Source organism: Spirosoma soli, from assembly GCF_042684525.1.
Taxonomy (GTDB): domain Bacteria; phylum Bacteroidota; class Bacteroidia; order Cytophagales; family Spirosomataceae; genus Spirosoma; species Spirosoma soli.
In genome coordinates, this window is the sequence record NZ_JBHULN010000005.1 from 100,006 (window position 1) to 126,439 (window position 26,434).

A 26,434-nucleotide genomic window follows, 5' to 3' on the forward strand; every position below is an offset into this window, starting at 1 on the left:
GGACAGTCTGGTTCATTCGCTTATCTACCGCTGGTTAGGCTGCGGTAATCCCAATTAGCATTACGTTGAGCTTGCCGAGGTTGTACGGGGCGTTCTGGCTGGAGAGTAGGCATAGCATCAGCCGGCTTTGGAACGTCTATGTAATTGTCTTCAACCCGGTTCAGAATGGTAAGTACGGGCTGGTTCGTAACCCGCTCATAGAGGCTTAAAAGCTGCTTCTCCGTCCGCCCCCAGGTACTGTTGGCATCGACAACCAACAGCGACATGGCACTTTCATTCATTAAATAAACCGGAATTTGATTGTTGATAAGCGCTGGTAATTCTAAAATGATCCGGTCAAATTGTGTAGCATCAAAGGGCTGGTTGTGATCGAGTAAGTATTCTATGCTCGTTACGTTCATGAAATCAGGACGTACTGTATACGGCAAAAACGTAACTCCTTTTTTCACTTCCCGCTGTTCGCGCCCGGTCACTCTCGGATAGCAATAAGCCACCCGCTGTTCGGCATTCGTATACAGATCGACCAGGCCATTAGCCACCCAGGATTTCCCCTGCTTAGAACGAATGCTAAACAACGTAACAATTGGCAGGTAGGGTTTACCCGATGCTTCAACAATTTCGATGTTGATAGCGTTGAAAAGCTGCTCAAACATGCTCTGAGCCGCCCGGGTCACTCGCGAGTACACCCGGGGTTTCCTCACGTTCGGGAACAAAGCGGTAACGGGCATGCCAATCAACGCTTCGGCCTGCTCCGGCGAATGAATACGTTTGTCAATCAAGAATCGGAGCGCCGTCAATAATAGCGCAATGAAAAGTCCAACGCCAAAACCAATGGCAATTAGCTGCCAGCGTTTAGACGCCTGCGGAGCCAACGGAAAATCAGGAGCGTCCAGCGTTTGCAACGTACCAGCAATAGCCACATCCTGACGGCGCGTACGGGACTGATCTACATTCTGAAGCAAATCTAGGTATTCTTTCTCGGCAACGCTTAACTCGCGGTTCAACTGACGCAGTTGGGACCCTAACGGGCTATACTCATCTGTTTTGGCCTGGTATTCGTCCAGGCGTTTCTGATACAGTTCCAAACGGGCGGATGACTCTTCGTATTCCAGCACCTTTGCTAACCGATCATTGGCCATTGACTGAGTGGGCACCGCATCGGGCGTATTGGTAGCAGCATCGTATTTCTGAGCACTCGCCTTCAACTCTTCGCCAGCCTGGGCCACATTGGCCTGTAGGCGACTGATAACGTTCTTTGGCTGGTTATACGCCCGGGCATTGGCCAATTGGTTTTCAGCCTGCGTCAGCTTGCGCTGTTTCTCGCTCAGGTCGTTGTTTGCCGTATACACATTGCCCTGCTGGCTCATGCGCCGGCTGAGGGCATCTAAGGCCGCTTTGGCGGCATTTTTCCGCATCAGCTCCTGATTATATTCACTAATGATTGCTTCGCGCGAAGCCGCCACATTTTTAGACTCTTCGTCGAAATCAACGACCTGGTGCCTGACATTGAATTCGCGCAGGTTTGCTTCAGCACGATCCAGGTTCTCTTTAGCTTTCTTTAACTGAACTTCATAATAGCCAACAACCGAGTTTGTCTCGGAGGTTTTAAACAGCGAATAGCGCTTATTTAAGATCTGGATAGCGTAACGAAGCGTTTGTTGTGCCACGGCCGGGTCATCCGACTCATACTCCATCAACAATATATCGTTTGTGTTCTTACGAGCCGACGCTTCGAGCTTCTTGCTGATTTGTTCAATCGAGTAATACGAATCTGACTTCAATAGCAAGTTCTTGATCGGATTATCAGTCTGTGTTTTCGACAGACTGTCAATAGCTCGGTATAGTTGAGCAGAATCGCCTTCAACGGGCAACATGGCACGCCAATCCAGTGGAATTTCGCTCTGAAGCCGCTGAAAGCCAGTTTCTCCCAATACCAATGTATCAGACTGCTGGAGCCGAAGATGATCAGCCAGCAAGCTAATGCCGATCTGAAGTAACGTCTCTTTCGAGTTAAGGGTCGTCAGTAGGTTATCGAACGCATTCGCTGACCGGTCAAAATAACTATTCTGCTTATCAGACAGCAATGAATAGCGCGACACCATGCCCGTGTAAATCGTGGCCTGCGACTTATATATGTTTAACTGGTTACGTGTTACATACCAGGCGGTAAGCGCTGTTATGCACGGAATCAGAATAAACAAAAGCAAGTGCTGCTTGAGAAGACGTAGAAAGACCTGGATACTCATACGATGCTGTTAATTACGTTTCATGCGTTGGATAGGCATACCAACCATAGCTTCGAACTGATGAACATTCTTCAGGAAATTGCCTTTTATTTCCTCAGATGCCGACTTAGTCTGTACGTAGCGAGACGTGGATTCGGCCAGTTGGTCGGCGGTTATTTTTCCCTTCTGGGCTTCAACTTCTGCAATCCGAAGGGCCACCAACGAAGCCTGCTCGTCGGTCAGACGAATTTTTAGCAGCTGCTGCGCCGTGATCATATCCTGATAAATGGTGATCAGTTCGCGTCTTAGTTGCAATTCAACGGTTTGTTTCTGCGCTAAAGCAGCCTGATAATTGGATTGGGCCTGCCGGATCTGATGCTTACGTCCGAATAAATCATACAGCGACATCCGAACCTCAACCCCAACCCGGTAGCCATTAGCGATCTGACCGATGGCATCTGAGCCTGTACCCGTTGGTAACGATGATCCTGATGAGATTATCGACTGGTTACCGCCCGAATAATTCGCAAATCCTGCAGCATTCTGTAAAACCTGAGCTTTAGAAAGGGCGTACCCCGAACTCAAGGAATTCGCTACTTCATTCTGGTACTTGACGAACGGCGAATTGGTGGCCGCTATTTTTACCAGTTCATCAAAAGGAATCAATTGTACAGCAATGTCCTGATCAATGTCGAGGTATACCGTATCAGCAGCCGCTCCCGATGATTGACCAAACATCATGAGTTTACGGCCACTAACCGTCTGGCCCGAGCAGACGGTACAGAATAATCCGATTACAGCAACCAGAAAGATTTGATACAGATTACGTACAAGTACAGTTGACAAATAAATGTTCATTCTAAAAAAATTTACGGCGGTAGGTGTACCCTGTAATTTACTAATATTATTTGATAGTAGAACCTTCAATCAGCAGCCCAGAAATTATTTTAACTACCTATTGGTCAACATCTTGCTACCTATTCAGCCACTTTCTCTATTTACACGGTAGACTCTTGTTACTTCTGACGTTTCATTTGCTTTTGTGTCACATTAGTAACCGTTGCTTATAGTAACTAGAGGTTATGTGTCGAGTTGGTAAAGATTAGGCCGTCGGACTGTGGCTGGTCCCTACTTGATTTTATCTACTGGTATAGGGGTCTGATGCGGAGTGTGAATAAAACTTTTAAAGGCTTTACGCATGTTAAATATAGCCTTGGCAAAATTTAGCATGAGAGCCGGAATAAGCAGTAGCTCACGTAGGGTAACGCGCTTCCATAAATAGAACGGAACGGAAATAACCAGACTGATGCACAGGGTAATAAGCGACACCAGCGGCAAGCCCCACAAGAGTACGTCACTGCTTAACAAGCCCACACAGGTGCACACAGCTAGCAGCCCAAGTAACATGACTCTGGGCAGCACGAACGCTTGAATAAATTTGAACGCACTAGCTATACGCCCCTTCAAAAGCTCGCTTATACCCACGCTGGAGTAAAATTTCAAAAACTGCCATTGAGCCGCTATCCAGCGAGTCCGTTGCTTTTCAAATACCGCTCGGTTGGCTACTTTTTCGTCGTAAATAAACGCCTGTTCGAGGTAGCCAATCTTGACGCCACTCAACACAATTTTTTTCTCCAGCTCCTTATCATACCCGCCAATGGTATGCAGATCGGTCATGGCAGCTTTCATCAACTTAAAGTCAATGGCCATGCCTGAACCGATAATTGACGATGATAAGCCCAGCGCCCGGCTTCCCTTACGGAAGATATGGTTGTTAATTTCTTCGCTAATAGCGTCCAGAACGGCAACGCTCGTGTTCGTATTCTTAGCAACCCGATGCCCCTGAACCGCTTGCCAACCGTGCTCAAACGCGGTGTTTACCCGCATCAGGAAATCAGGAGCCATGTGATTGTCGGCATCCGACACTAGCGCTATGTCGTAACGCCCCTCTGGTAACCAGTTTAAAGCTTCGTTGATTGCCTTAGTTACGGTAGAAACCTCGAACGAAACCTCAAGCACTTTGATGGGCAAAGTTGCCAGCTCAGCTAGAGTGGTAGGTTGCAGGGAATCGGCAATAACAATCAGATCGAACCGATCCGTGGGGTAACTCTGCTTCAGATTTACCAGGACCGACTCAACGATTACGGCATCTTCTTTATAAGCCGGGATTAGCACCGCTATTTTTCTAAAGATGTTAGGCAGGCGCACAGTTTGTATGTCATCCGCCCGACCGATCCGGCCAGCAATAGCAAAAGCCGTTATATACAGTACAGTGAATGCAATGTAACCCAGAAAGAATAAGTAGATAACGTAAAGTATGGACATAAGGCAATAACTAAAGCGATCAATAACAAGTGTTTATCAAACCGGCAAAGTGCCGAATAGACACCAGGCCCTTACGCTTGTTGAACAGCGTATTTATTCAATAAGACGAAAAGTTAGTTTAAAAGGTCACTTTGTTATCAACAAGAAAGTAACAAAAAGGTATTAAGAAAGCCATAAGCGTTAATTTCCTATACACCGCCACTCAGACAGGAGCTTTGACCGAATGTCACTTTCTGGCTGGGTGAATATATGGTATGCTTTCTTTATTGGGCACCGTCGGCTTTGGCCCAGTCGACAGCTATTTGACCAACACGTGTTCCGCTCTGGGTTCCGGCTTCGTTATCGAATCGATAATGAATGCCACTGTAGAGTCGGGAAACAGCTGCTTCATCAGCCTGCTGTTGCAATGTGGTTGCTTCGTCGGGGAAAATATATTTAAGCACAGTAGCCGCGGCCGCGGCTATTGTAGCATGGCTTGAGGCATAACTTGGGAAGTTAGGAATGCCATTAACCGTCTTGATGGTAGGGTCTAGTTGAGAAGGACGCGGCACAAAATATTTGTAAGTGGTTTGCCAACAGGCAGCGGCCCCATCTTGCATAGCCCGGTTCATGAGGGCATACGTACGAGCGGCTCGTAGTTCGTTCTGACGGGCTTGCCGAACAAGATCTTCGGTTATGTAATTCCAGTGACCAATGGGCGTGTACGTACCAGCTCCGTCGGTCCAGAAATCGGCGATACGCCATTGCTCACGGGTGCGGGTGTTGGCGATGTCACGCACTTCGGCCAACGCCTTCTGGAATTCCGGTGATGATGTCAACGGTGGAGCCGGTGGCACACTACGAAATACAGCCGTTGAGTCGTACCAGGTCTTTACGTTCGTAGCCAGCGGCAGCATGGGTGGCCGCTCCGGAATTTCCAGGCTCTTCCATTTCACGTCGTAAGGCGCATTGGCTAACAGCGTCTGCCAGGTATCAGTGGGGTTACGAGCCTGACCGTATCGATCGTTTTGAGCGTAGGCCATTACTTTAGCTGTAACGGCAGCCGCCAGATCTTCACCCGCTTTCAGATCACTGGGTACGTTGACTCCAGCCGAAATACGACTTTGCTTATGTTCAGCAGCTTTGGCTTTGAGCCAGGCGGTTTCGTTGGGAAAGAAATAAGCAAGCATTCGGCAGGAAGCTTCCGCAATGGCCGCATCTTCTGATGGATATGAGGGCACATCTGCTACGGGCACCTGCGTAGCAACGTCCTGACGCGCCAGCGACGGGCGGTTATATTGGTACTTAGCTCGCCAGGCAACCACTAAGGCATCATACTGCGCTACACTAAGCAGCGCATAGACACGAGCCGCATAGGGCGGATTGGCGAATGGATTATTGGCATCGTAGGCCTGGTACTGACCGGGTTGCTGGGCATTATCGGGCGATATATTGTATTTGGCGACTAACTGACGGGCAATCTGGTTCCAGCGTAATACGCCCCCATCAGCCCAATAGCTAACGGCCGTCAGCTGCTCGGGGGTTAATCCCTGTACACCCGTTTTAACCGCCGTCAATTCGCGCTGGTATTCATCCGAGGTGATAGAAGCAGGCTGTGGCACACTAATCTCAGCCGCTGATTTCAGCACAATGGTACGCCAGTTTCCCCCGTTCGGGTCAGCGGTAGCAGGCTCGCGAAGTGGCAAAACGCCTTCGCTGATGGTCTGCTCTTTACAACCCGGCAGAAACAGGGTAATGGCACAAACAAAAAGATACTTTATCGACGGGTGTTTCATAGGTACAAGCCGGAAATCGTAAGCTATCGTCCAATAACAATTCCTGCATTCAGCCGTTCGGCTTTGCCAGTGTTTCGGCCGCTCAGGGTCGTGCTATAACCCGCGGTTAAACCAAATTTTTTCAGCAGGGGTATATACACCGTGGCGCCCACGCGGGTAAACCCGATAGCGTTCGTTGGAAACGGAATACCGGGACCGATGTTGGTCCCTTCGTTATAAGGGGTTTGGCGCTGAGCCCAGCCATCTAGATAGAAATGCTTAGTTGTTATGCCAGTACGTACGACTGCATCCGTTACGTCCGGTACGTTGGCCGATGTGCCGCTGTTGGGATTGAGCTGGCTGGGATCGTAATAGTTAACGATTCGGTCGAGGGTCACTTTACCGCGCCGGATGTAGCCAAACTGACCTGTGAGGAAGAAAGCGCCCGCCTTGAAGTGCAACATCGTGCGGCCGTCGATGTTGCGGGAGCCTTGTCCGATGGTTACGGGTGAGTCAATCACGTAGTTTTGGAGCGGCATTGAATACCCTACCGAAAATAACCAGGACACTCTGAGGCCGCCGAACTTATAGTCATACGCTTCCCACCGCAGGGCCGCCGATAGATCCTGAAAACCTTCCTGTTTTTGCCAGTAGCCAGCGCTCGCTTCGGTACGAACGTAGGGAGCAGATACAATCAAATCGAGGTCATAGTCCAGCCCATAGCTGGCATAGAGATTAAGCGCCTGGGTTGAAACAGTACCCAGATTAGGATTACGAACTTCGGTCGTGTTGACGTAGTACGTATCGTAAGACCCCTGCGAATAGGTTACGGCTAATAATCCGTGTCGCTTCCCTCGCATAAACCCGTCTACCAATCCTTGCGCCTTGGTTTGCTGGCCTAAAAAAACAGAAAAGAAGATAGCAAGCGTGATGGGTATAGATCGCATAGAATAGTAGTAGAGCGAGTAAAGTTAATCGTTAGGTTTACTCGTCCGTTATCTAAATTGGTATTCTGTATAACCGGCCCCATATCGATACGGGCAGGCGAAAGTTGTGTTGCTCCTTTTCAAAACATCCTTACTAGTTATTCTGTATACTATACTTTTTATTAATTCCCTCCAAACAATATCAGTAGGTTCCCCAATACCAACGGCTGATTTGTCCTATACATAGGCGAATCTGTCCTTATAGGAGCGGTTCGGGTCAGGTACTTTTACATTGTTTTAAAGCACGTACTAATTGCGTGCTGAAACCCGAAACAGACATCCATAACCGCTCGATAGCCATGTTAACTGACAGCCGATTCTATAGTGTTCTGAATAACAAATGCCCTCGTTGTCATCAAGGCGACTTCTTTGTTGAGAAAAGTGCGTTCAGCCGACATTTCGACCAGATGCACAAGCACTGCCCGCATTGCGGTGAGAATTTTATGCCAGAGCCTGGCTTTTACTGGGCGTCTATGTTCGTGAGCTATGCCTTTTACACCATCTATACCCTTTTTACGTTCGGGGTAGTTGTATTATGGCTTGACATTGACCTGGACTATTATTTGATGGGCTTGATCCCTACGTTAGTGCTTCTAACGCCCTATTTTTTCCGGATGGCCCGCCGGACATGGCTAACAATATTTGTTGCCCCTGATCCTAGCTTAATACATACGCCAACAAAAGCGTTATAAACACGTTCGAAGAAATCTGTAACAAAGACAATGGCAACCTTCAGCAGGTTGCCATTGTCTTTGTTAGCAATTAATTAAAGCTCGGTTTACAATCCTGAGCCGTCGGCTTTACCCCGTGCCACGGCGTACGCCCCAATGTTCTTACCACACTTTAAGCCAACTTCGCAGTCGAAACGATAATGAATCAGCCCATACATACGTGAATCTGATGCTTCCTTTGCCTGTGCTTCAAATTCGTTGGCACGATCGGGAAAAACACTGCCCAGCACTGTAGCAGCAGCTGCGGAGAACGTAGAATGTCCCGATGTGTAGGACGGGAAGTTGGGTAGACCAACCGATGTTTTTAAACCAAACTGCTGTGGCCGCGGGTAGTAATAGTAGTATTTCGTCTCCCAACAGCAAACACCAGCGTCCATCAACGCTGTGCCGACCAGGGCTAACGTTCGGGCCATACGTATTTCACTATACTTGGCCTCGTGAGCCGCATTGGCCGCCGTACGATGCCAGTGACCGGGTGGTGTGTAACTTCCGGCACCGTCCGACCAGAAGTTGGCGATGCGAGCCTGTTCACGGGTTTGGTTTTTGTTGATGGCCTTCAACTCGTCCAATGCTTTCGTAAACTCGGGGCTGTTCAGGGCTGGGGGAGCTTCTGGACGCAGCTTTATCTTAGTAGCCGCATCGAAATTCCAGGTCGAAACAGCTCCGTAGTTAGGCAGCATTGGTGGGCGAATAGGGCTTTCCTGACTTGTCCATATCTCAGTCAAGCCCCGGGCTTTGGCCGATTCGATCATACCAGCCGTCACAGTCTGGTTGTTAGCGGCACCCATGCCGTCTGTTCTGGCACGCCCCATCACTTTGGCCGCCACCTGATTGCCAAGGTCACTGCCCGCTGTCAGGTCACTCGCTACGTTCATGCCCGCCCACAAGCGGCTGTTGCGATGCTCGGCCAGTTTAGCGTCCAGGAACGGCACTTCGCCAGGAAACATCGCCTTCAATATGGTATACGACGCAGCTGCCACGACGGCATCTTCAGATGGATACGACGGTAATGCCGACGTTGGCAATGCCACGCGCACGGTACCGTCAACTTTTGATGGAGCCACTCGCTTGAATTGATACTTGTAACTCCAGGCCGCTACCAGCGCATCGTACTGCGCTACGCTCAAATACGCCAGGGCACGAGCGGTGTAAGGCGGATTAGCAAACGGAAACCGTGGGTCGGCCAGCGGGTTAGCCGCGTCAGGAACAGGATACTTACCGTCGGGCGTCGACGCCGGGGGTACGTTATAGCGGGCCGCCAATTCACGGGCAATCTCGTTCCAGCGATAAACAGCCCCAGCTCCCCAATACACGACCGCTTCCTGCTGCTCCTGACTAAGGCTAGCCGATTTTGATTTCAAATCGGCTAGTTCGGCCTGATATTCTGCCGAAGAAGTAGCCGATGGCGTAGCTAGTGTTACGTCAGTTGGACTGGTTAATACGTATGTTTTCCAGGTTCCGGCTTTTTCATCTACACTGGCGGGTGTATAACCAACGCGCTGAGGCTCAGTAATACTTTTATCGCAGGATATCAGAGAGGCCGAAACGCCCAAAACAGATACACTGGCTATGACAATGTTACGGATTATTGATTTCATAGGGATGCTTACTTAAAATTTAACTGGTACAAAACACCAACGGTATAGCTTGTATTCTGGCCCACGTTTCGGCCATCAATGACGTAACCGATCCGGGCGTTGAGGCCAATGTTGCGAGGTTGTACTTTACCATACCAGCCGACCGACGTTGCCTGCATGTTGTTGGTGGGGAAAGGCATATCGTTCCGGCGAATGTCGTCGCCACTCAGGCCAGCCATGCGTTCAGCCCATACTTCAGTCTGCCATTTCTGGCGCACAACACCCAGCCTTATGCCTGCGTCATAGGCATTGGGTACGCTCACCACATTCGTGTTATAAACTCGACCCTCAGCCTGATAAGCATCCCGGTCAACTTTGATGGTACTCCGCCAGTTATAAGAGCCATGTGCGGTCAGGTACAGCCCCGTTTTAGGATGCGTATAGTTGACCAGGAGCCGTCCGATGGCCGTCCGAGCCTGTAATCCAATCGACAACGGTAAAAAGTCAGGGACGTAATTGCTGACCGGAACGGAGCCGCCTACAACCGCATGTAAGGAGAGTCCACCCACTTGTACAGCCTTTACTTTCAGCCAGGCCGATACATCCTGGAGGCCTTTCTGGCCCATTAAGTTACCCGCGCTCGTGCTCGTCCAGACGTAAGGCAAGTTTAAGATGACGTTGACCCGATCACTAACACCAATAGCGGGCATTATCCCAACGCTTTGTGTAGTTAGGGTACCAATATTGAAGTTTTCGCGCTTGAGCGACCCTTCCCAATATTGATTCCAGGAGCTATGACTATACATACCAGCAATACATACCGTTTTCTTAGGCATATATATGGCGTCGTGTGGCATCTGGGCCCAGGCCGGAGCTGATACAAACGCGATGCCTATGAGCAGCAACTGACTAATTTTTTTCATGATAAGTACGGTAAATGATGTTCCCTACGGCCAGGGGCTAGTATCCGGCCGTAGGGTTTTCAAGTATTAAAACCAGCGAGATACGTTGACAGAAATAAGATAATCCGCAAAAGCAGCGTCACCTTGCCTCAGGCCCAGCGGGTCGAGCCGATCCGCAAAGCTCTTGATGCGATTGCGGTAGATAGCTACTGGAACTGTAGCAGCAACAGACGTTTTATGGCGCATGTAGGCCAGTCCGGGCTCGACCGATACAATGTAGCCGGGCCGACGAAAACCACTACTGCCACCAAACGCGTCGATGGCCGGGACGCCCTCAACGCGGCCACCGAGCATTACTGATAAGCCAGGGATGAACGCGATTGACTGACTCAATCCAACACGGGCGGCAAACTGGTCAGCCACCGAGAATTTGCCCGTCACCAGATCAATTGTAGTTGCTTCCGGACTGCGAACAACGCCATTCGTTTCGCGGGGATTGAACAAGTAGTAGCCGTTGGCATAAGCCGTCAGCCCCTTTGTTAGTTGCGCATAGGCTTGTAGTTCGATGCTTACTCCTACGCCACCGTCGCCGAGTTGGATGGACTGATCAACGGGCTTGTTGATGGTATAGTCGGCCCCTTCTTTTGTCAGTTTATGGAAATCGTCGGTTACGCGGTAGTTGCCGGTTGGCAGCTTTACTCCTACTCCAACGGCTAAATTTGCTTTAGGTAGCTTAACGGGATTAACCAGCCAGTAGCTTCCCGAAAGGCGTAGATCGCCAATGCCACGCGAGCCTGTATGAAACCGCTTTTGCTCAGGATTTTGCGCAACGGCGTTGCCGTAATGTTCGTAAAGAGAAGAACGATCGTTATCCTGAACGGGCAGATTTGCCGAGAACGACAGCCGAGGGTTGACAATGTACGTGATGCCCAGATCAATGGCGTGCGATACGTTGATCACCTGTGTTCCCTGCTCAACGCGCTGTTTTTGTTCAACGTCGCCCACAAAATGCTTATAGGAACGGAAGAACCGGTAGCCCGCCGACACTTGCCAGCGACCAGTACGTTGTTTAAAAAAATCAGCGGAGTTGGTGCCCTGCATGGATATGCCTGCTGGAGCCGAGCAGCTCATGTGCCGGACTGCCACACAGCCCTGCGCCCAGACGGATGCAATAGAAAGAAATATAAACGCTATCGCCAGAACGATAGTAGATGTCGCTTTCATGAATTCGAATGTCTAAGATGTTTGATGGATTTGTGCTAAGACTACTTTACCCGTGGTCTTTGAGGACACTGATCACTTCACCGATAGTGCACGCTGACACATAGGCTGTCGGTGAAGACAGACTTAAGTATCAAACACCAAACGCGTGGGTAGGCTCAACACCAACTCAGCAGTGAACCTCTTCCGGAAAGCGCAAGAAAGCAGTCTTAAATACCAGGAAAACAGCTTACACTTCGGGCGGGGGTGAATGAACAGGCAGCGCGCGGGCAGTAACCACAAACAATTGTTGTGGGATACGTATGGCCTCGCGCCAAACAGGAGAGGGAAAGGAAAAACTAACGCGTGGATTGGGTGAATATTCTTTCAACAACAACTTCAGAAGTTGATTTTCTTTCTGGTGCGAATTGGTGGCACCGGTGACGTGGTCGTTCAGAAAAGATAATAAATCACTTTGCCAGAACGATCGACTTTCAGATTCTAAGCCAGCGATATGCAGCGTGTCTCCCCGTACTTCCAGACTCACTACGTCGTAATAATGTCCCCGATATGTGAAACCGTCGGAGGTAGTTGTCGTAATGGCGCTGGCATCGGGGGAATCTTTGAGAGGAATCTGAAACTCGACAATACTGTCAACTGACCGATACACCAGCAATCGTTCCGATAAGTCATGCTCTGCCTGCCACCACGCGCCCACACACACCAGCACATGAGCCAGGGTGTGGTAGAGTAGCAAGCCAAAGAGACTTATAGAAACAATTTTCTTCACGGAAACAAAGTAAATTTATCCCAAAAATAATACTAATTCTGAAACAATCCATACACTTTTCTATTGACTCTGTTTTTCTAGTTTGTTAATGGGGTTTCCTTTTTCTTACCTCTGCAATCAAAATTCGTAGATTTGTGTTAGTCCGATAGCCAATGATTTACGACAACCACAACCGCCCCATCACTTACCTCCGACTGGCCGTGACGGACCGCTGTAACCTGCGGTGCTTTTACTGTATGCCCGAAGAGGGAATCAAGTACCTGCCCAGGCATCAGGTACTGACCTACGAGGAGATGGAGCGTATTGTGCGTGTGTTGGCCAGGTTGGGAGTCTCGAAGGTACGGATCACGGGTGGAGAGCCATTTGTCAGGACAGGCTTGATGGACTTCATGCACAAGCTGGCCAGCGTTGAGGGGCTTAACGACCTCTCGGTGACAACCAACGGCGTATTGACGGCACCACACGTGACTGACCTAGCCGCGCTGGGGGTTAAAGCGGTAAACTTAAGTTTGGATACGTTAGATCGGGAGCGTTTTCGGCAAATTACCCGGCGGGATGAACTACCGGCTGTCCTGAAAACGTTAGATGCGCTCCTGGCGGTCGGCATTCAGACTAAGATCAACGCGGTTGTGATGGATGGGCAGAACACGCAGGACTTAATTCCATTGGCTAATCTGACCCGCACGGCACCGGTTGATGTACGCTTTATTGAAGAGATGCCGTTCAACGGTGAAGGGAGTCACTACCCAGTATTACATTGGACACACCAGCGCATTGTCGACGAACTCCGTAGGCATTTTCCGTTGCTGAAAAAACTGCCCGATTCGCCTTTTTCGACCTCGGCGAATTATCAGGTACCGGGCCATCAGGGAACAATCGGCGTGATTGCCGCCTTCAGCCGCACCTTCTGTGGCACCTGCAACCGCATCCGTCTGACCGCACAGGGAACACTCAAAACCTGTTTGTACGATACTGGCGTGCTGGATGTTCGGGCCTTACTACGTTCCGGCGCTTCAGATGAAGAATTGACGGCTGCTTTTCTGAAGGCTTTCGCCCATCGCCCGGCGAATGGTTTTGAAGCGGAGGGCAAGCGCGATAGTGTCACTGAATCTATGGCAACGATTGGTGGGTGAATGTTCATTGGGTAGCCGATGTGATAGCCCTGCTGAATGATACAGCAAGACGACAATTTTAGGCGGCTTCCATTACGCGCAGTCTTCAATAAAACTGGCCAGCAATTCGTTGATCGTAACCGGGTTTTCCCACGGCAGTAGATGCCCGGCTTTATCGACAAACTGGGGTTCATGTCGCCAGATGGGTAGATCGAGCGTTTTCAGGTAGCTCAGCTCGTGAATTTGATCTTCTACGCCAGCCGCTAGCGCTACGGGAATGTGGTTATTTTCAATCAATTTCAGCTCGTCTTCATAGTTCTCGTTGATGATAGTCTGCAAAAGTCCTATATGAACGGCCGGGTCAGTACGGTTGAAGTCAGTTTTTAAAAAGTCCGGGACATAATCTGGCGCGAACCGGAGCATATGGTTTACGTATTCATCAACATCAGCAGGCAAAGGATTTGGTTGCAGTGCCCGCCCATCCAGCCATTTTCTGGTGTACATGCGTTCGGCCTCCAGTGGTTTAAGTATAGGCATGGTCATAGCAAAAACACCCCGGCATCCGTGCAGCTTGGGTAAGGCCTGCAACACGATATGCCCACCCAAAGAAAGACCAACCAGGAAAAATTGGGTCAGCTGACAATGCGCGATTAGCTCAATCAACATCTGTCTGTAGCTTTCCAAACTATACTCCGACGAACCGGCAGCATTTCCCGATGTACCATGCCCGGGCAGATCAAATGCCACCAGCCGAGAGGAGCGGAGCAGCGGACTTGCAAATTGCTTTTCCCAAACGCGGACTGACATGCAACGGCCATGGACAAACAAGATGGTGAGCTCACCCGCACCAGGTCTTTCCATGCAATGGATAGTAATGCCGTTGATGATTGTGTCATATTCACGTATAGAATCAGTCATAAGCGGCAGAAATGGTTTACTACAAAAGTTTACGCGCTATGGCGTACTGTAACAATTCAAGCGAGTTCTGGCAGTTGGTTTTACGAAGCATATTCCGCCGGTGTGTGTTCACTGTGTTGAAACTAACGTGAAGTTTGTCGGCAATCTGTTTGCTGCTGTAGCCTTCTACGGCCCACTTCATAATTTCAATTTCCCGTTTGCTCAACAGGTTATCCGGTGCTATATCCGGAAAGTACTCCTTCGACAACAGCAATTTCCATTGCTGATTCACTGAATCATACTGCTCGATCTGATGAACAATCTTCCCTTTTTCGGTAAAATCAGTAATGTCGGTCGCCGAGCCAAAAATGGCAATAGGCGTTGACTGCTCGCTTACGCTAATAATAGTATTTCGCTGCAAAATAGTACGATAATGCCCTTCCTGATTTCTGAATCGGTAGGTCTTGGAAAACCGAAACGAGGCCAGGTCTTCATCCTGATGTTGGGCAATAAACCGAACCTCATCTGGAAATATTGTTTCGCTGAACACGGCAAAATCGTGTCGGTGGTAGAGCATAAAATCCAGCCCCCCTTCCACAAAAGCTTCTCTGGGTTGCCCAATTACCTGTTTCGCATCTGGACTTAGAAACGGATATTGTTTGGAACTGTAATCGAGGATAAACACATCGGTCGAGGATAGCCCCGACCACAGGTGCCGCGTACCGACTTCGGCTAGGTACTGCCCATAATCCCACCCACTGGGTTGAGGCTGTTGCGCCAGTAGGTTAAGGTAATCGACATAGGTTGGGAGGGTAACGGTTTTCATCTGTATGGCCAGTGGATAGCAAGACTTTGAAAATAAAATACTTAAAGTCAAGTGATAAATATACTTAAAAATGAGTATTGTCTACCAACTTACAGACTGCGATTTTTGTCAGAGTAATTCAAAGGCAGAGAAGGCCCGTTGAGCAGCCAATAAACCATCAAACAGAGAATATTGGCTTACCGGTCAGCAAAGCTAACTTTTACTCTTATATCCACACTATCTTTTAAAGAACTGTAGGCCAGTGCTTTTAACTATGAAGTTGTCTATTTCAAGCTTCATCGTTGCTGCCCTGCCGAGTGCTACGCTTGTTGTGGCGCAAAGCAACGATACAGCGGCCATCAGAACGTTGGTCCAAAACGAAACTCAGGCCTATTGTGCTGCCGACGCTAACGCCTGGCGCAACTGTTGGGCCAATGTTGCTGAAGCACGCGCGCTAAGCTATGGTGCTATGACAAGTAAGGTTAGCCAAAGTGTAATGCCAGCCAATGCGGCTGCAATCATAGCTGGGCGGAAACCCGTTGGGGTAAAAATTGATACAACGAACGAGCAGATACGGCTGAACCGCAACACGGCCTTTGTCCAGTATAATCAACACCTGACCCATGACGATGGAGCCGGGAACTTCTCCTACCGGACTCGCTATCCGGAGAACAGGAGCGGTGTCTGGAAAATCATTCACGTCGGATCAGTATCAATTAAGTATGTCCCACCTCTAAAATAAACCTGCCCTTTCTGTTTTTTATGAACGCCCGACTACTTCCTGTACTGCTCCTGTTTGTAAGTACTTCGTTTGCACAACCCAATCCGAACAAGCCGACCATGAAATTTCTCATTCACATCACTTGCAGTCCAGCCGACCCTACCCGTGCTGCGCTGGGTTTTCTGGTGGCCAAAACGGCCCTCGCCGAAGGGCATACCGTTACGCTCTTTCTGGCAGGCGATGCAGCTGTATTGCTACGCGACGCTGAGCTCGATAAGATTGAAGGGCTGGGTACGGGTAAACTCCGTGAACACTACGATGCGTTGGCCAAAGGCGGAGCACGATTTTATGTATCGGGGATGTCGGCCAAAGCGCGGGGCGTTGCCGATGCCGACATAGCCGGTAAGCCCGCTGAATTTGCCATGCCTACCAAACTGGTTCAGCTTGCCGCCGACAGTGATCGACTCTTTACGTACTAAGTTAACTTCACCTGACACCCTTAGTTCAAACGCCATGAAAACCCTGAACTGCCGCGATGCGGGTTTCGACTGCAACGCACAAATCAAAGCTGAGACCGAAGAAGCTATTCTGACGCAAGCCGCTGAACACGCCTATAGCATTCACGGCGTAACCGTAACGCCCGAACTCGCCGAGGGTCTAAAATCGCTGATTCACGACGAATAATTACCCGCACGGCTCCGCTTCTACGTACTCACCAACTTCATCAATCCAATGAAAAATCTCTTTGAAGCCGCGCTGTTACTGGCCGACGCAAGACATTTGAACAATCGGTCGCACTTCACGCATGAGCGCTGCAAAGAATTATTTCGGCCAATGTAGCCTGAGTAATCTTATTTAACTCCACAATCCACTCCACATCATGAAACTGATTCTCGTTAAGTTCAGGTCAATTATTTGGTCATCCATGCTCACTGTAGTATTTGCTATGAGTATGTGTACAACCAAAACCGATCCAGTTCCCGCTCCTAACGCATCGTTTTCTTATACGCCCAACAGCAACCTCACCGCACCTATAACCATCTCCTTTACCAACACTTCAACCAACGCAGATAGCTATCTGTGGACGTATGGCAACGGCCAAACGGACACGGATGAAGACCTAACTTTACAAATAAGTACTGGAGGCACGTACACTATTACGTTGAAGGCAATCGGCAAGGGTGGTTCGGACACGTATTCACGCACGATTTCGGTAGAGAATCCTACGGTCGTTACGCCACCCGCTACCCAACCTACGGCTGATTTCACATTCTCTCCTAGTAGTAACTTGACGGCTCCTATAAAAATCACATTTACGAATACATCAAAAAACGCGAGTAGTTATAAATGGGATTTTGGCGATGGCACAACTTCAGTCGAAACAAACCCGACAAAAGAGTATAATAGAGCAGGCAATTATGAGGTGAAATTGACAGCTACCGATACGAGAAGTCAGTCGACACAGAAATCAACAATCATATCCGTAAAAGGGGCTGCTGCCCCGCCAACCACCTCGAATATTAATCCATTTCGGTATCTGGCACGCCATGCCACTTCGCTGCAATCTAAAGAGTTGACCGCTCGTTCGTTTAGAATAACCAGGCCCACACCCGTGGTGATTATGAACACCTCGCGCTATGCTTCTCAAGCGGGCCTTATGACGGCCGATGAATACGCAAAATTCATCAACAACGGTGCGTTCCAGGGCTGGGGAGTGTTTGATAAACAGAACGGCTATGAATTTCTGACACTCGATCCGGGTACATATTACGTGGGCGTTCGGGACGCCAGCGGAAATAGCAAAGAAAACTATTACTGTTATCAGGTCTACTATGCTACGCAGATTCCGGAATCAGACCGCTGTGAGTTTGTCGATATATATATTAAAGACTTAAAGACATTACAGGCTGGCGAATATCTGTATCACAAATTCACCATTCAGGAAGGCTTTCGGTATGTATTCAATGGTGGTTATTCTTCGTGGAATTTAAGGGGCTATTTTATTCCCGAAAGCGAATTGGCCAACTTCACCAGCGGCCGGACTTTTCAATCATACACTGATTATGTAGCGGGTGCCGATGGCACATTAGCCGTCGAAGAACTGAAGCTTCCTGCGGGCAATTACTACTTTGTGTTTAAAAATACGTTGACAAAGCTGCCCCTCAATATCACCTATTTTATGGAACGCTACCGGCGATTATAAACCGGACTCGATTGGCCTATCTACAAAATGGTTCTACGGTAAATTTTCGCTGTCAAATCCAGACCATCATAGAAGAAGTAGTTATCGGGGTGTTGCCCCTGTGCACCTTAGTAAGGTATTCAGTTTTGCCCGCTGTACTTGCAGTAGGTTGCCAAAAAGAAAAAGAGGAAGCCACACCATAGCAAAACGGGTCGCGCTTGACGCATGAGCGACTACGAAGCCCACATGGCGGGTGATAGGGGTCAATCACCGCTACTGTACCAGATGATGTGAGCCTAACTAATCATGGGCCTATCCGGTCAAAGCCGGAAAACAAAAACAGTACGAACACTTTATACACGACATATTCTGAGCGGGAGCCAACAAATTGTCGGCTTCCGCACAACGCGTATTCCAGCAAACACGGGTTATGCACCCGCTGAAAGCAAACTCTGATGGTACCTCCATTTACCTGTTTGTCATGGACCCCTACATCAAAGGCGGGGACTTTGATGTCGAATCGCTCATCAAGAAGATGTACGATCCAAAACAGGGTGCAGAACACTACAAGTTGTTTACTGATGCGATTGTCGCGGGGCAAGACGTCGGCTATCGAGTTACGCAAAGATTAATAAATCATTGTTAAACCCAATAGACTATGAACTCCCGAAATCTGTTCTCTTTTGTTACCCTTATAAACGTACTGTTTGGGCTAGGGCTCGTATTCGCTCCTCAAGTCATGGCCACTCAGTATCTGACTAACCCCAGCTGATTCAATCCCGGTGCAGCCTTTATAGCGCAGGGGTGGGGCATGATACTGCTTGCACAAGGGGTGGCCTGCTGGGTTCTCCGAAGCACGGGCCTCACTAGTGGCAGTCAAGCTATGCTTTGGATGCTCGTGTTTCAGAATACGGGCTGGGTCGTGCTACATACACTGGCTATTGTCAACGGCGTCAAAACTCCAATGGCTTGGTTACAGGTAGGTATGGCGGTGGTGGTTGGTGGATGGTCAGCAGTGCTATTGCGCCAGACTACCAGCGTAACAGTCTGATGTTGTTGGTCTGTCCCTACCTACGGCAATGTAAATTACGACCTCGAGGTTGCTCCTGAAGAAACGAACTACCAAATCAATGGTCCGTCGACTGCTTTAGACAGCTAAGCGGACTTCTCGACCGCAAGCGCTGGTACTCCTTCTAAATATTCATTGGTAAACAGCGTCTCCGGATCAATTTGCGGAATCAGTTCACCCTCTGTATTCTTCAGTAGCTCATTACGAATCAACCAGCTGGAAAACGACGCCCAAACGGTCCGGTGCATGAATCCCCAGTTACCCTCGCCATCCAGGTAATAACCCGACACCATTTGCTGACTTTGCTCCAGGAAGTTTCGATTCGATAATGTGGGATGCTTAGCCGTTTCAGCCAACAACCGGGCGGCTTCGTCAGGATCTTTAACGGCAAACTTGAAACCCGCAGCCGTTATTTCCAGGAATTGACGTAATGCTTCCGCGTTTTCGTTGGCCCAGTCGCTATGAGCGGCCAGCACCGGACTGTAGCCGTATGGGATTTCGTAATCGTCCAGCAAAAACTGATGAAGCTCAATACCGCGAATGTCAGCTTCGACCCCTTCCCACGGCAGGAAGATCCAGGTAGCGTCAGCTTCGTTCGTCAAGAGCGTCTGCCACATATCGAGCCGGGCGGGCTTGTGCGCCACAAACTGTCCCTGTCCGCCATCGTTCTGAATCATATGCCGAACGATTTCATCTTCGTATCGAGCGCTATAAGATGCGTACACTTTACCGTCGAGCTGTTGTGGCCGGGTGATGCCGCTTTGTTTGAGCGTAACAATAGCACTGGCATCGCGAGCCAATACAGCGGCTATAGCTACTAGCGGCACCCCATTCGTCTGGTAACTAATGATACTTTCAGAAGGCGTAATGGCCAGATCGGCAGTCCCTTGGGCGACTCGTTTAGCGGGGGTCACCTGGTAATTGTCTTCGTCAGGGAGGATGATCTCTACATCAAGACCAGCTTTTTGGTAAGCTCCTTTTGCCAAAGCAACATAAAATCCGGTGTGGTTGGTATTTGGCGTCCAATCGAGGGCTAAGCGAATGCGGGTATCCATAGAATACAGTAGTGTTTCGGGTACCTAAACAGTACAGCAACCATAAGGTTTAGACATAAAACCAATGAGCCTAAAAGCTATTTATTCATTCTTATTTATTACCTGAATAGTGCTACAAAGGCTAATTAAATACAGCGTCACAGAGAACACACGGAGTAGCTAGTTAGGCCCTTTGTGTGTTCTGTGACGCTGTGTTTTATAAATTTATTGGCTACCCTGTTCAATCAAAACTTCCGATCATGTTGCGGTACAGGGTTTTTGTTTTCCATTGACCACCCGCAATAATACGTCGGACGGTCAGGAGCGGCATTTCTTCGTCGCGGCCGTCGGCTAATGTGAAGGCGGCCAGGTAACCACGTTTCTGCAATTCAGGAAGCGCCTGCTTATTCCACAAGCCAAACGGATAAGCAAAGTAATGAATGGGCTTACCCGTAATAGCCTCCAGCTTTGCTTTTGGCTCTTCGATCTGGATCTTCCAGTCTTCACCCTGGTATTTTTTCACGTTGTGGTGATCCCAGGTGTGCGCGCCAATGACGTGGCCGCGGTCTGCCAAATCTTTAATCTGGGTTTTATCCATGTAGGGTTGTTTTCCCCGCCGACCAATGGCTACCGTCATGATAAAGAACGTACCCTTAAACCCATGCTTCTCTAACTCGGGCATCGCCACCGTATACTGATCGAGGTCGCCGTCGTCGAACGTAAGCATGATTGGTTTTGGAGGTAGCGGTGCTCCGGTTGCCAGGTACGCATACAGCTGGTCGGGCAGGATGGTATGATAACCGCTATCCGCCAGCATCTGCATTTGTTCTTTGAAAGCGGCTACGGGAACGATGTAGTCTTTCGCGCTTTTTGAATCTTTAGCACGCCAGTCGCGGATTTGGTGGTAGCACAGGATTGGCACCTGCGGACGGCTCAGGATCGTAGCGGCATCGGCTATTTTACTGACTGGAATCTTAGTAGGGTCTACTGCTGCAGATGCGCCGGGCTTAGCGTTCGCGTCGGCGGACTTTTCGGGGCTCGCCCCTGCCGCAGCTGCGGTCGTGTTGGCGGCTTCGTTGGTGTCGGAGCCTTTGGATTGACAACCAGTGATGCCACTGGTAATAAGAACAGACAGGCAAAGGGCTGTTACGAGAGATACTGACTGACGAGTAAACATAGCAAATTAGTGTACCCCCAAACATACTGAAATCTGAGCGGGTAACTAGGAGATTCTGCGCAAGTGATTAAAATTTTTAATTACCTGTTGTGTTTGTAGCTTGTTACCCTAACCGGCTTGTAGCCGGGATTGGTGTAGCCCCCACCGGTCCGTCGTTACCGCTTCGGAGCTACACCAATCCCAGCTACGTTACACAGCGGCTTTGACGACGCCCCCATCAACGCGGATGGCGGCTCCGTTGGTGGCTGAGGATAACGGACTACACAGGAACGCGACCATCTGCGCGACTTCGTCGGTTGTGGCGAAGCGATGAATTAAAGAAGTCGGACGCATTTCGCGGAAGAACTGATCTTCCATCTCATCCTCACTGATGCCTTGTTTGTCGGCCAGTTCTTTAACGAACGTACCTACGCCTTCGCTCTTGGTCGGGCCGGGCAAAACTGAATTTACGGTGACGTTGGTGCCTTTTGTTAACTCAGCTAATCCCCGCGCTACGGCGAGCTGTGCTGTTTTGGTAGTGCCGTAATGAATCATCTCTTGCGGAATCTGAAGGGCCGACTCGCTGGAAATAAACAGGATGCGTCCCCAATCTTTAGCCAGCATCTTCGGGAAATAAACCCGCGACAGCCGAACACCACTCAGGACGTTGACGTCAAAGAATCTAAGCCATTCTTCATCGGTAATATGCTCAAAGTCTTTTGGACCGAAGATACCCACATTATTAACGAGGATATCCACATCCGGTACTTGTTTGAGCAGTTGGTCGATCATGTCCACCTTGCCAAAATCGACTACTACACCGGTCAGCGTTCCGCCACCAGCTTCGGCCTGAATCTTGCCAATTGCTTCGTCGATTCGTTCCTGGCTCCGCCCGGTTAGCACAACGTTTGCACCTTCTTTGGCCAGCAGTTTAGCAATGGCAAAGCCAATACCCGCCGTCGAGCCGGTAACCAGGGCTGTCTTGCCTGTTAATTGTAAGTCCATACAGAGATTTGCTAGAACATAATGCAAGCAGGCACCCTACCCACTTGCGACTTTCGTACTAAGTAATCGCTATGGATCGGCATTAGTTTACATTTTTAAGCTACCTGCTAAGCCCATCGCCCAGGAAAGCACTTGGTTGAAGCCCCAGTGCTAACTCGATATGCCCCTGATGATGCACGACATGCCACGTGGCCATGTACAGAAACTGCTTCAGGCTCAGGTTAATTTGCCGGGATGGGTGGTAATACGTTTTGGTCTGCGTTTGCTCGTCAAGCGTGCGCCACAGATACACAAACCGCCGGGTGATGCCGTCAAACATCAGCAATGAATCGTCAATTGGTGCAGTCGTAGCATCCGGCGTTTTCGCCCAATCGTTCATTTGCACCAAGGTTATCACGTAGTCATCTTCGGTCAGCGCCTTCTTGAGCCGCAGGAAATTCAGCAGTTGAATATCGGCTATGTGGTGAACCAGTTGCTGGACGGTCCAGCTTCCTTCCCGATACGTTCTGGCAAGGTCTTCATCCGAGCGCCCGGCGAGCAGCTTTTGGTATCGGGCCGGTGCCGTTTCCTGAAGCCCGATCATCCGGTTTACCTCTTCGATCGAGTAATCTTCCTTCGGCGCAAAACGCCCGATGGGGTATTGAAGCTGTTCGAGATTAGTAGTCGTTTGTGTAGTTGTCATGGGTAGCTTTTATGAGCATTGTCGTTCGCCACAGGTTGATTCCGGTAGCGTTGTCTACGGTGCAAACATACGGAGTCGCTGCCCACGAAACATGTATTCCCCCGCATTAGCGAACTAGCCACAACCGACGAGATTGTCGACAAATTGCCAACGCGGGGGAAATAATGTCTAGGCACTAAGCAGCTATTTCTTTTCCTGGCTTTGGAGTTCTTCGAAATCACCTTTCAGCCAGCGAGGTCTTCCGATGGTAGTGCCCTCAAAGATGTACTTCCCTGTTTTTGTATCGAGAATAACAGTGCCCTTCTCGCCGGTGGCTACCTGGTACCGGCGTATCTCACCCGTGTCTTGCTGGTGCGTATCTGATTTATTGAAGTTCGACAGCGACATGATAGCGAATACGCCCAAAGCGCCGATGCACAGCGATTTCAGGTCTAAGGTGATGGTTATGTTTTTCATGAAAGTTGGGGTTTGAAAGTGAATACCGTTCTAACGACTGATTTGCGAAAGACCATTCATCGTTGCTGTTAACTTTACTTTATGCTTTATCGCATGGCCTGACAACTCTCTACGACGTCACGTAAACATCAATTCCGTTATTCAAAATCTTACAACGTCTTTTCCTGCACTCACTTCCCAAAAGCGCCAAGGCGGCTTACAGTTACGAGTAGCCCACCCTTCGTCCCGTAGGGACGCAACAGCGCAGCGTCGGTAGCAAAATGCCTCGCTCAGCACGCTTTGTCCCGTTATGGACAATACAACCCCTTTTCGACATATAATTGCTCAGCCCAAGCCTGTAGGAAACGCCGTTCGTACCCTGGCCGGATTAACCCGTACAGCTTCCGTAACCCGCCTATGTAGAAACCCGTGAAAACGTACCGACGTAATCTCTCAAACCCTATCTTCTGCTGCTTATCTTTACTGAATGATCTACCTCGACAATAACGCCACCACTCGCATTGACCCGCGCGTCCTGGATACGATGATGCCGTTCCTGACTGACAACTTCGCCAATGCCGCCAGCACGCACCCGTTTGGCGTATCGGCGCACGAAGCCGTCAAGACCGCCCGGCAGCAGGTAGCCGATTTGTTAAGTTGCGAAACACATGAACTGGTCTTTACGTCGGGCGCTACGGAGGCAATCAACTTGGCCATTAAAGGCGTCGCTGAAAATTATCAAAGTCGGGGCAAACACATCGTTACCGTTCAGACTGAGCATAAAGCTGTGCTCGATGTTTGCCACTATTTGGAAACGCGTGGCTTCGAGATCACCTATTTACCTGTTCAGTCTGACGGGTTACTCGATATTGACGTAGTGAAAGCCGCTATCCGGCCAGATACCATTTTGGTGTCGGTAATGCTGGCCAACAACGAAACGGGCGTTATTCAACCCATCAACGAAATTGCGGCTTTGGCCCACGAAGCGGGTGCCTTATTCATGACCGACGCAACACAGGCCGTTGGTAAGATGCCGATTGATGTGGATGCGATGGGACGGTCCGACGCTTCGGTTGACCTGCTTACATTTTCGGCGCACAAATTCTACGGCCCAAAAGGTGTCGGTGGCCTGTTCATCCGTCAGCGTCGCCCGAATAAAGTAAAGTTAGAAGCACTGCTACACGGCGGAGGCCATGAGCGCGGTTTACGAAGTGGAACGCTCAACGTACCGGGTATTGTCGGACTCGGCAAGGCCGCCGAGCTCGCCCGGCTAGACATGGCAAAGGACAGTCTGCGCATCAGCGCCCTCCGCGACGAACTGGAAACGGGCTTGCTGACGATTCCCGGTACTAAAATAAACGGTAATCAGGAACACAGGCTGTACAACGTCACCAACATCTATTTTGAAAACTGCGACAGCGACGCATTAATTATGGGCTTAGAAGGCATGGCCGTTTCCAACGGTTCAGCATGTACGGCGGCTTCTATTGATCCCTCGCACGTATTACTGGCGCTGGGCTTAAATGAGCAGGAAGCCTTTTCGTGTCTGCGGTTTAGCCTCGGGCGGTTCAATACCGAAGCAGATATAGCAACTACGATTGATGCGGTAAAGGGAGTTGTGGAAGAGTTGCGGGCGTTGGTGTAACGCCATCTTAACCCCGTAAATTTTAAATTGAATTTAAAATTTACGGGGTTAATTGTTCAATACCACCTAGTTTCGGTATTTAACTATTCTCTCAGTAAGTCGAACAAACGGGTGTTAATGAATAAGGTTTCCTTCCACTTTTGCTCCGAGCGTAACAAGCCAAGCTTCTCAACTGTACGCAAGTATTTGGAAGCTGTTCGCCGGTCAACTGCTAACCGCTCGACAACGTACTCAATCTTGCTGTAAGGATACAGAAACAGCACTTCAACCAGTTCTTTACTATAAACACGGGGTGCTTCGCGCCGTATTTGTTCGCTCGTCTGATCAAAAAGCGTCTGGATGCTGAGTATCTGCTCAATTGTCTGTCGGGCGGTTTCCTCCACTGCCCGCAATATGAATAGAATCCAATCCGTCCAGTTCTGACGCGTGCGTACTTCCTGTAGCAGCCGATAGTAGTCAGCCTTATGACTAATGATGTAACCACTTAGATAAAGAATCGGCTCGGTCAGCAGGTCCTGCAAGATCAGATACAATACGTTGATAATACGTCCCGTGCGGCCATTGCCGTCGTAAAACGGGTGAATGCTCTCAAACTGGTAATGCTGAATTGCTAATTTGATCAAGGGCGAAACGTCATCCTCCTCATCTGAATTCAGGTACAATTCCAGGTTTCGCATCAATGTCTGAAGTACATTCGGGTCGTCGGGAGGTGTGTAGATTACTTCGTTGGTGCGGTCGTTACGCAACGCCGTACCGGGTAATCGCCGAATGCCCGCTTGATTGGCTTCTAATTCCTGCTGGATGGCTATGATTGCATTGGTGCTTAGAAAACCTCGTTCGCGAACAAAGCGAAACCCGGTATACAGTGCCTGACGATACCGCAAAACTTCCTTGGTGGCATTGTCAACCAGTCGCCCTTCGGTGGTTAAGGCCTGGTATAATCGGTCGCTGGTGGTGATTATGTTTTCGATTTCCGAGCTGGCTTTCGCTTCTTTGAGCACCAGTGCATCAACCAGGATATCTGGATTAGGTAACAGTCGGGTTAACCCTTTCAGCTCTGCCAATGCCCGAACGGACCGGCTTTCCTGCCGAAGAATAGGCAAACTCTCAATTTGCTCACGCATAGGTGGCAACAGAGGTAGCTGATTGTAGGGATGGTCGAGCTGTAAATTTATCATGTACAAAAATGTGCTTTTTTTGT

Annotated in this window: 26 protein-coding genes; 8 read left to right on the plus strand and 18 right to left on the minus strand. The window is 49.5% G+C overall.

All coding sequences use genetic code 11. The features are described from left to right. Positions 1–20 precede the first annotated feature (20 nt). The 5 genes from ACFSUS_RS09890 to ACFSUS_RS09910 all read right to left on the minus strand — a co-directional run bounded on the left by ACFSUS_RS09890 (position 21) and on the right by ACFSUS_RS09910 (position 7,251). Positions 21–2,246, minus strand: coding sequence for a GumC family protein (locus ACFSUS_RS09890; protein WP_381522054.1), 2,226 nt, complete (start codon positions 2,244–2,246; stop codon positions 21–23). A 9-nt stretch (positions 2,247–2,255) separates the two neighbouring features. Continuing rightward, complete coding sequence (locus tag ACFSUS_RS09895; RefSeq protein ID WP_381522055.1) at positions 2,256–3,083, minus strand: TolC family protein; 828 nt, start codon at positions 3,081–3,083, stop codon at positions 2,256–2,258. A 270-nt stretch (positions 3,084–3,353) separates the two neighbouring features. Then, positions 3,354–4,550: a glycosyltransferase gene (locus tag ACFSUS_RS09900; RefSeq protein WP_381522057.1), complete on the minus strand. Its 1,197-nt coding sequence runs from the start codon at positions 4,548–4,550 to the stop codon at positions 3,354–3,356. 263 nt (positions 4,551–4,813) lie between these two features. After that, on the minus strand, positions 4,814–6,325 hold the full coding sequence (locus tag ACFSUS_RS09905) for a phosphatase PAP2 family protein (RefSeq protein ID WP_381522058.1): 1,512 nt from the start codon (positions 6,323–6,325) through the stop codon (positions 4,814–4,816). A 23-nt stretch (positions 6,326–6,348) separates the two neighbouring features. Beyond that, positions 6,349–7,251, minus strand: coding sequence for a hypothetical protein (locus ACFSUS_RS09910; protein WP_381522060.1), 903 nt, complete (start codon positions 7,249–7,251; stop codon positions 6,349–6,351). 338 nt (positions 7,252–7,589) lie between these two features. Between ACFSUS_RS09910 and ACFSUS_RS09915 the strand changes: the two genes are divergently transcribed. Next, entirely contained in the window at positions 7,590–7,982 is a 393-nt protein-coding gene (locus ACFSUS_RS09915; RefSeq protein ID WP_381522062.1) for a DUF983 domain-containing protein, read from the plus strand. 86 nt (positions 7,983–8,068) lie between these two features. Here ACFSUS_RS09915 and ACFSUS_RS09920 read toward each other — a convergent pair whose 3' ends face one another. The 4 genes from ACFSUS_RS09920 to ACFSUS_RS09935 form a co-directional block, all read right to left on the minus strand. Continuing rightward, the gene (locus ACFSUS_RS09920; RefSeq protein WP_381522064.1) at positions 8,069–9,619 is read right to left on the minus strand and encodes a phosphatase PAP2 family protein; all 1,551 of its coding nucleotides are present in this window, start codon (positions 9,617–9,619) and stop codon (positions 8,069–8,071) included. 8 nt (positions 9,620–9,627) lie between these two features. Then, on the minus strand, positions 9,628–10,521 hold the full coding sequence (locus tag ACFSUS_RS09925; RefSeq protein WP_381522065.1) for a hypothetical protein: 894 nt from the start codon (positions 10,519–10,521) through the stop codon (positions 9,628–9,630). Positions 10,522–10,587: 66 nt separating this feature from the next. After that, positions 10,588–11,724, minus strand: coding sequence for a hypothetical protein (locus ACFSUS_RS09930; RefSeq protein WP_381522067.1), 1,137 nt, complete (start codon positions 11,722–11,724; stop codon positions 10,588–10,590). Positions 11,725–11,950: 226 nt separating this feature from the next. Continuing rightward, entirely contained in the window at positions 11,951–12,490 is a 540-nt protein-coding gene (locus ACFSUS_RS09935; protein WP_381522069.1) for a hypothetical protein, read from the minus strand. Positions 12,491–12,642: 152 nt separating this feature from the next. On the opposite strand from ACFSUS_RS09935, the gene moaA reads away from it, so the two are divergent. After that, positions 12,643–13,623 carry a GTP 3',8-cyclase MoaA gene (moaA, locus tag ACFSUS_RS09940; protein WP_381522070.1) on the plus strand — a complete coding sequence of 327 codons (981 nt, stop codon included), beginning with the start codon at positions 12,643–12,645 and terminating at the stop codon, positions 13,621–13,623. 72 nt (positions 13,624–13,695) lie between these two features. Here moaA and ACFSUS_RS09945 read toward each other — a convergent pair whose 3' ends face one another. Beyond that, a complete protein-coding gene (locus ACFSUS_RS09945; protein ID WP_381522072.1) occupies positions 13,696–14,520 on the minus strand; it encodes an alpha/beta fold hydrolase in 825 nt (274 codons plus the stop codon). A 19-nt stretch (positions 14,521–14,539) separates the two neighbouring features. After that, positions 14,540–15,325, minus strand: a complete 786-nt coding sequence (locus tag ACFSUS_RS09950) for a response regulator transcription factor (protein ID WP_381522075.1) — start codon at positions 15,323–15,325, stop codon at positions 14,540–14,542. Positions 15,326–15,578: 253 nt separating this feature from the next. On the opposite strand from ACFSUS_RS09950, the gene ACFSUS_RS09955 reads away from it, so the two are divergent. From ACFSUS_RS09955 to ACFSUS_RS09970, 4 genes are all read left to right on the plus strand, one after another. Next, a complete protein-coding gene (locus ACFSUS_RS09955) occupies positions 15,579–16,046 on the plus strand; it encodes a hypothetical protein (protein WP_381522077.1) in 468 nt (155 codons plus the stop codon). 98 nt (positions 16,047–16,144) lie between these two features. Continuing rightward, on the plus strand, positions 16,145–16,504 hold the full coding sequence (locus ACFSUS_RS09960; RefSeq protein ID WP_381522078.1) for a DsrE family protein: 360 nt from the start codon (positions 16,145–16,147) through the stop codon (positions 16,502–16,504). 34 nt (positions 16,505–16,538) lie between these two features. Continuing rightward, positions 16,539–16,709: a DUF1059 domain-containing protein gene (locus ACFSUS_RS09965; RefSeq protein ID WP_381522080.1), complete on the plus strand. Its 171-nt coding sequence runs from the start codon at positions 16,539–16,541 to the stop codon at positions 16,707–16,709. A 196-nt stretch (positions 16,710–16,905) separates the two neighbouring features. Continuing rightward, positions 16,906–18,228 (plus strand): PKD domain-containing protein, encoded by a 1,323-nt coding sequence (locus ACFSUS_RS09970; RefSeq protein ID WP_381522082.1) that lies wholly within the window; start codon positions 16,906–16,908, stop codon positions 18,226–18,228. 283 nt (positions 18,229–18,511) lie between these two features. Here the strand turns inward: ACFSUS_RS09970 and ACFSUS_RS09975 are convergent, their stop codons facing one another. Next, positions 18,512–18,832: a hypothetical protein gene (locus tag ACFSUS_RS09975; RefSeq protein WP_381522084.1), complete on the minus strand. Its 321-nt coding sequence runs from the start codon at positions 18,830–18,832 to the stop codon at positions 18,512–18,514. 186 nt (positions 18,833–19,018) lie between these two features. On the opposite strand from ACFSUS_RS09975, the gene ACFSUS_RS09980 reads away from it, so the two are divergent. After that, positions 19,019–19,258 carry a hypothetical protein gene (locus ACFSUS_RS09980; RefSeq protein ID WP_381522086.1) on the plus strand — a complete coding sequence of 80 codons (240 nt, stop codon included), beginning with the start codon at positions 19,019–19,021 and terminating at the stop codon, positions 19,256–19,258. Between the two features lie 104 nt (positions 19,259–19,362). Here the strand turns inward: ACFSUS_RS09980 and ACFSUS_RS09985 are convergent, their stop codons facing one another. The 5 genes from ACFSUS_RS09985 to ACFSUS_RS10005 all read right to left on the minus strand — a co-directional run bounded on the left by ACFSUS_RS09985 (position 19,363) and on the right by ACFSUS_RS10005 (position 23,609). Then, on the minus strand, positions 19,363–20,331 hold the full coding sequence (locus ACFSUS_RS09985; protein WP_381522088.1) for an ABC transporter substrate-binding protein: 969 nt from the start codon (positions 20,329–20,331) through the stop codon (positions 19,363–19,365). A 220-nt stretch (positions 20,332–20,551) separates the two neighbouring features. Next, a complete protein-coding gene (locus tag ACFSUS_RS09990) occupies positions 20,552–21,487 on the minus strand; it encodes a polysaccharide deacetylase family protein (RefSeq protein ID WP_381522090.1) in 936 nt (311 codons plus the stop codon). 189 nt (positions 21,488–21,676) lie between these two features. Then, positions 21,677–22,471, minus strand: coding sequence for an SDR family NAD(P)-dependent oxidoreductase (locus ACFSUS_RS09995; RefSeq protein ID WP_381522091.1), 795 nt, complete (start codon positions 22,469–22,471; stop codon positions 21,677–21,679). Between the two features lie 100 nt (positions 22,472–22,571). Then, the gene (locus ACFSUS_RS10000; RefSeq protein WP_381522092.1) at positions 22,572–23,153 is read right to left on the minus strand and encodes a DinB family protein; all 582 of its coding nucleotides are present in this window, start codon (positions 23,151–23,153) and stop codon (positions 22,572–22,574) included. 183 nt (positions 23,154–23,336) lie between these two features. Next, positions 23,337–23,609 (minus strand): hypothetical protein, encoded by a 273-nt coding sequence (locus tag ACFSUS_RS10005; RefSeq protein WP_381522093.1) that lies wholly within the window; start codon positions 23,607–23,609, stop codon positions 23,337–23,339. Between the two features lie 466 nt (positions 23,610–24,075). Here ACFSUS_RS10005 and ACFSUS_RS10010 point away from each other — a divergent pair, with 466 nt between their 5' ends. Beyond that, the gene (locus ACFSUS_RS10010; protein ID WP_381522095.1) at positions 24,076–25,233 is read left to right on the plus strand and encodes a cysteine desulfurase family protein; all 1,158 of its coding nucleotides are present in this window, start codon (positions 24,076–24,078) and stop codon (positions 25,231–25,233) included. Positions 25,234–25,316: 83 nt separating this feature from the next. Here the strand turns inward: ACFSUS_RS10010 and ACFSUS_RS10015 are convergent, their stop codons facing one another. Further along, positions 25,317–26,411, minus strand: coding sequence for a Fic family protein (locus tag ACFSUS_RS10015; protein WP_381522097.1), 1,095 nt, complete (start codon positions 26,409–26,411; stop codon positions 25,317–25,319). Positions 26,412–26,434: the final 23 nt, after the last annotated feature.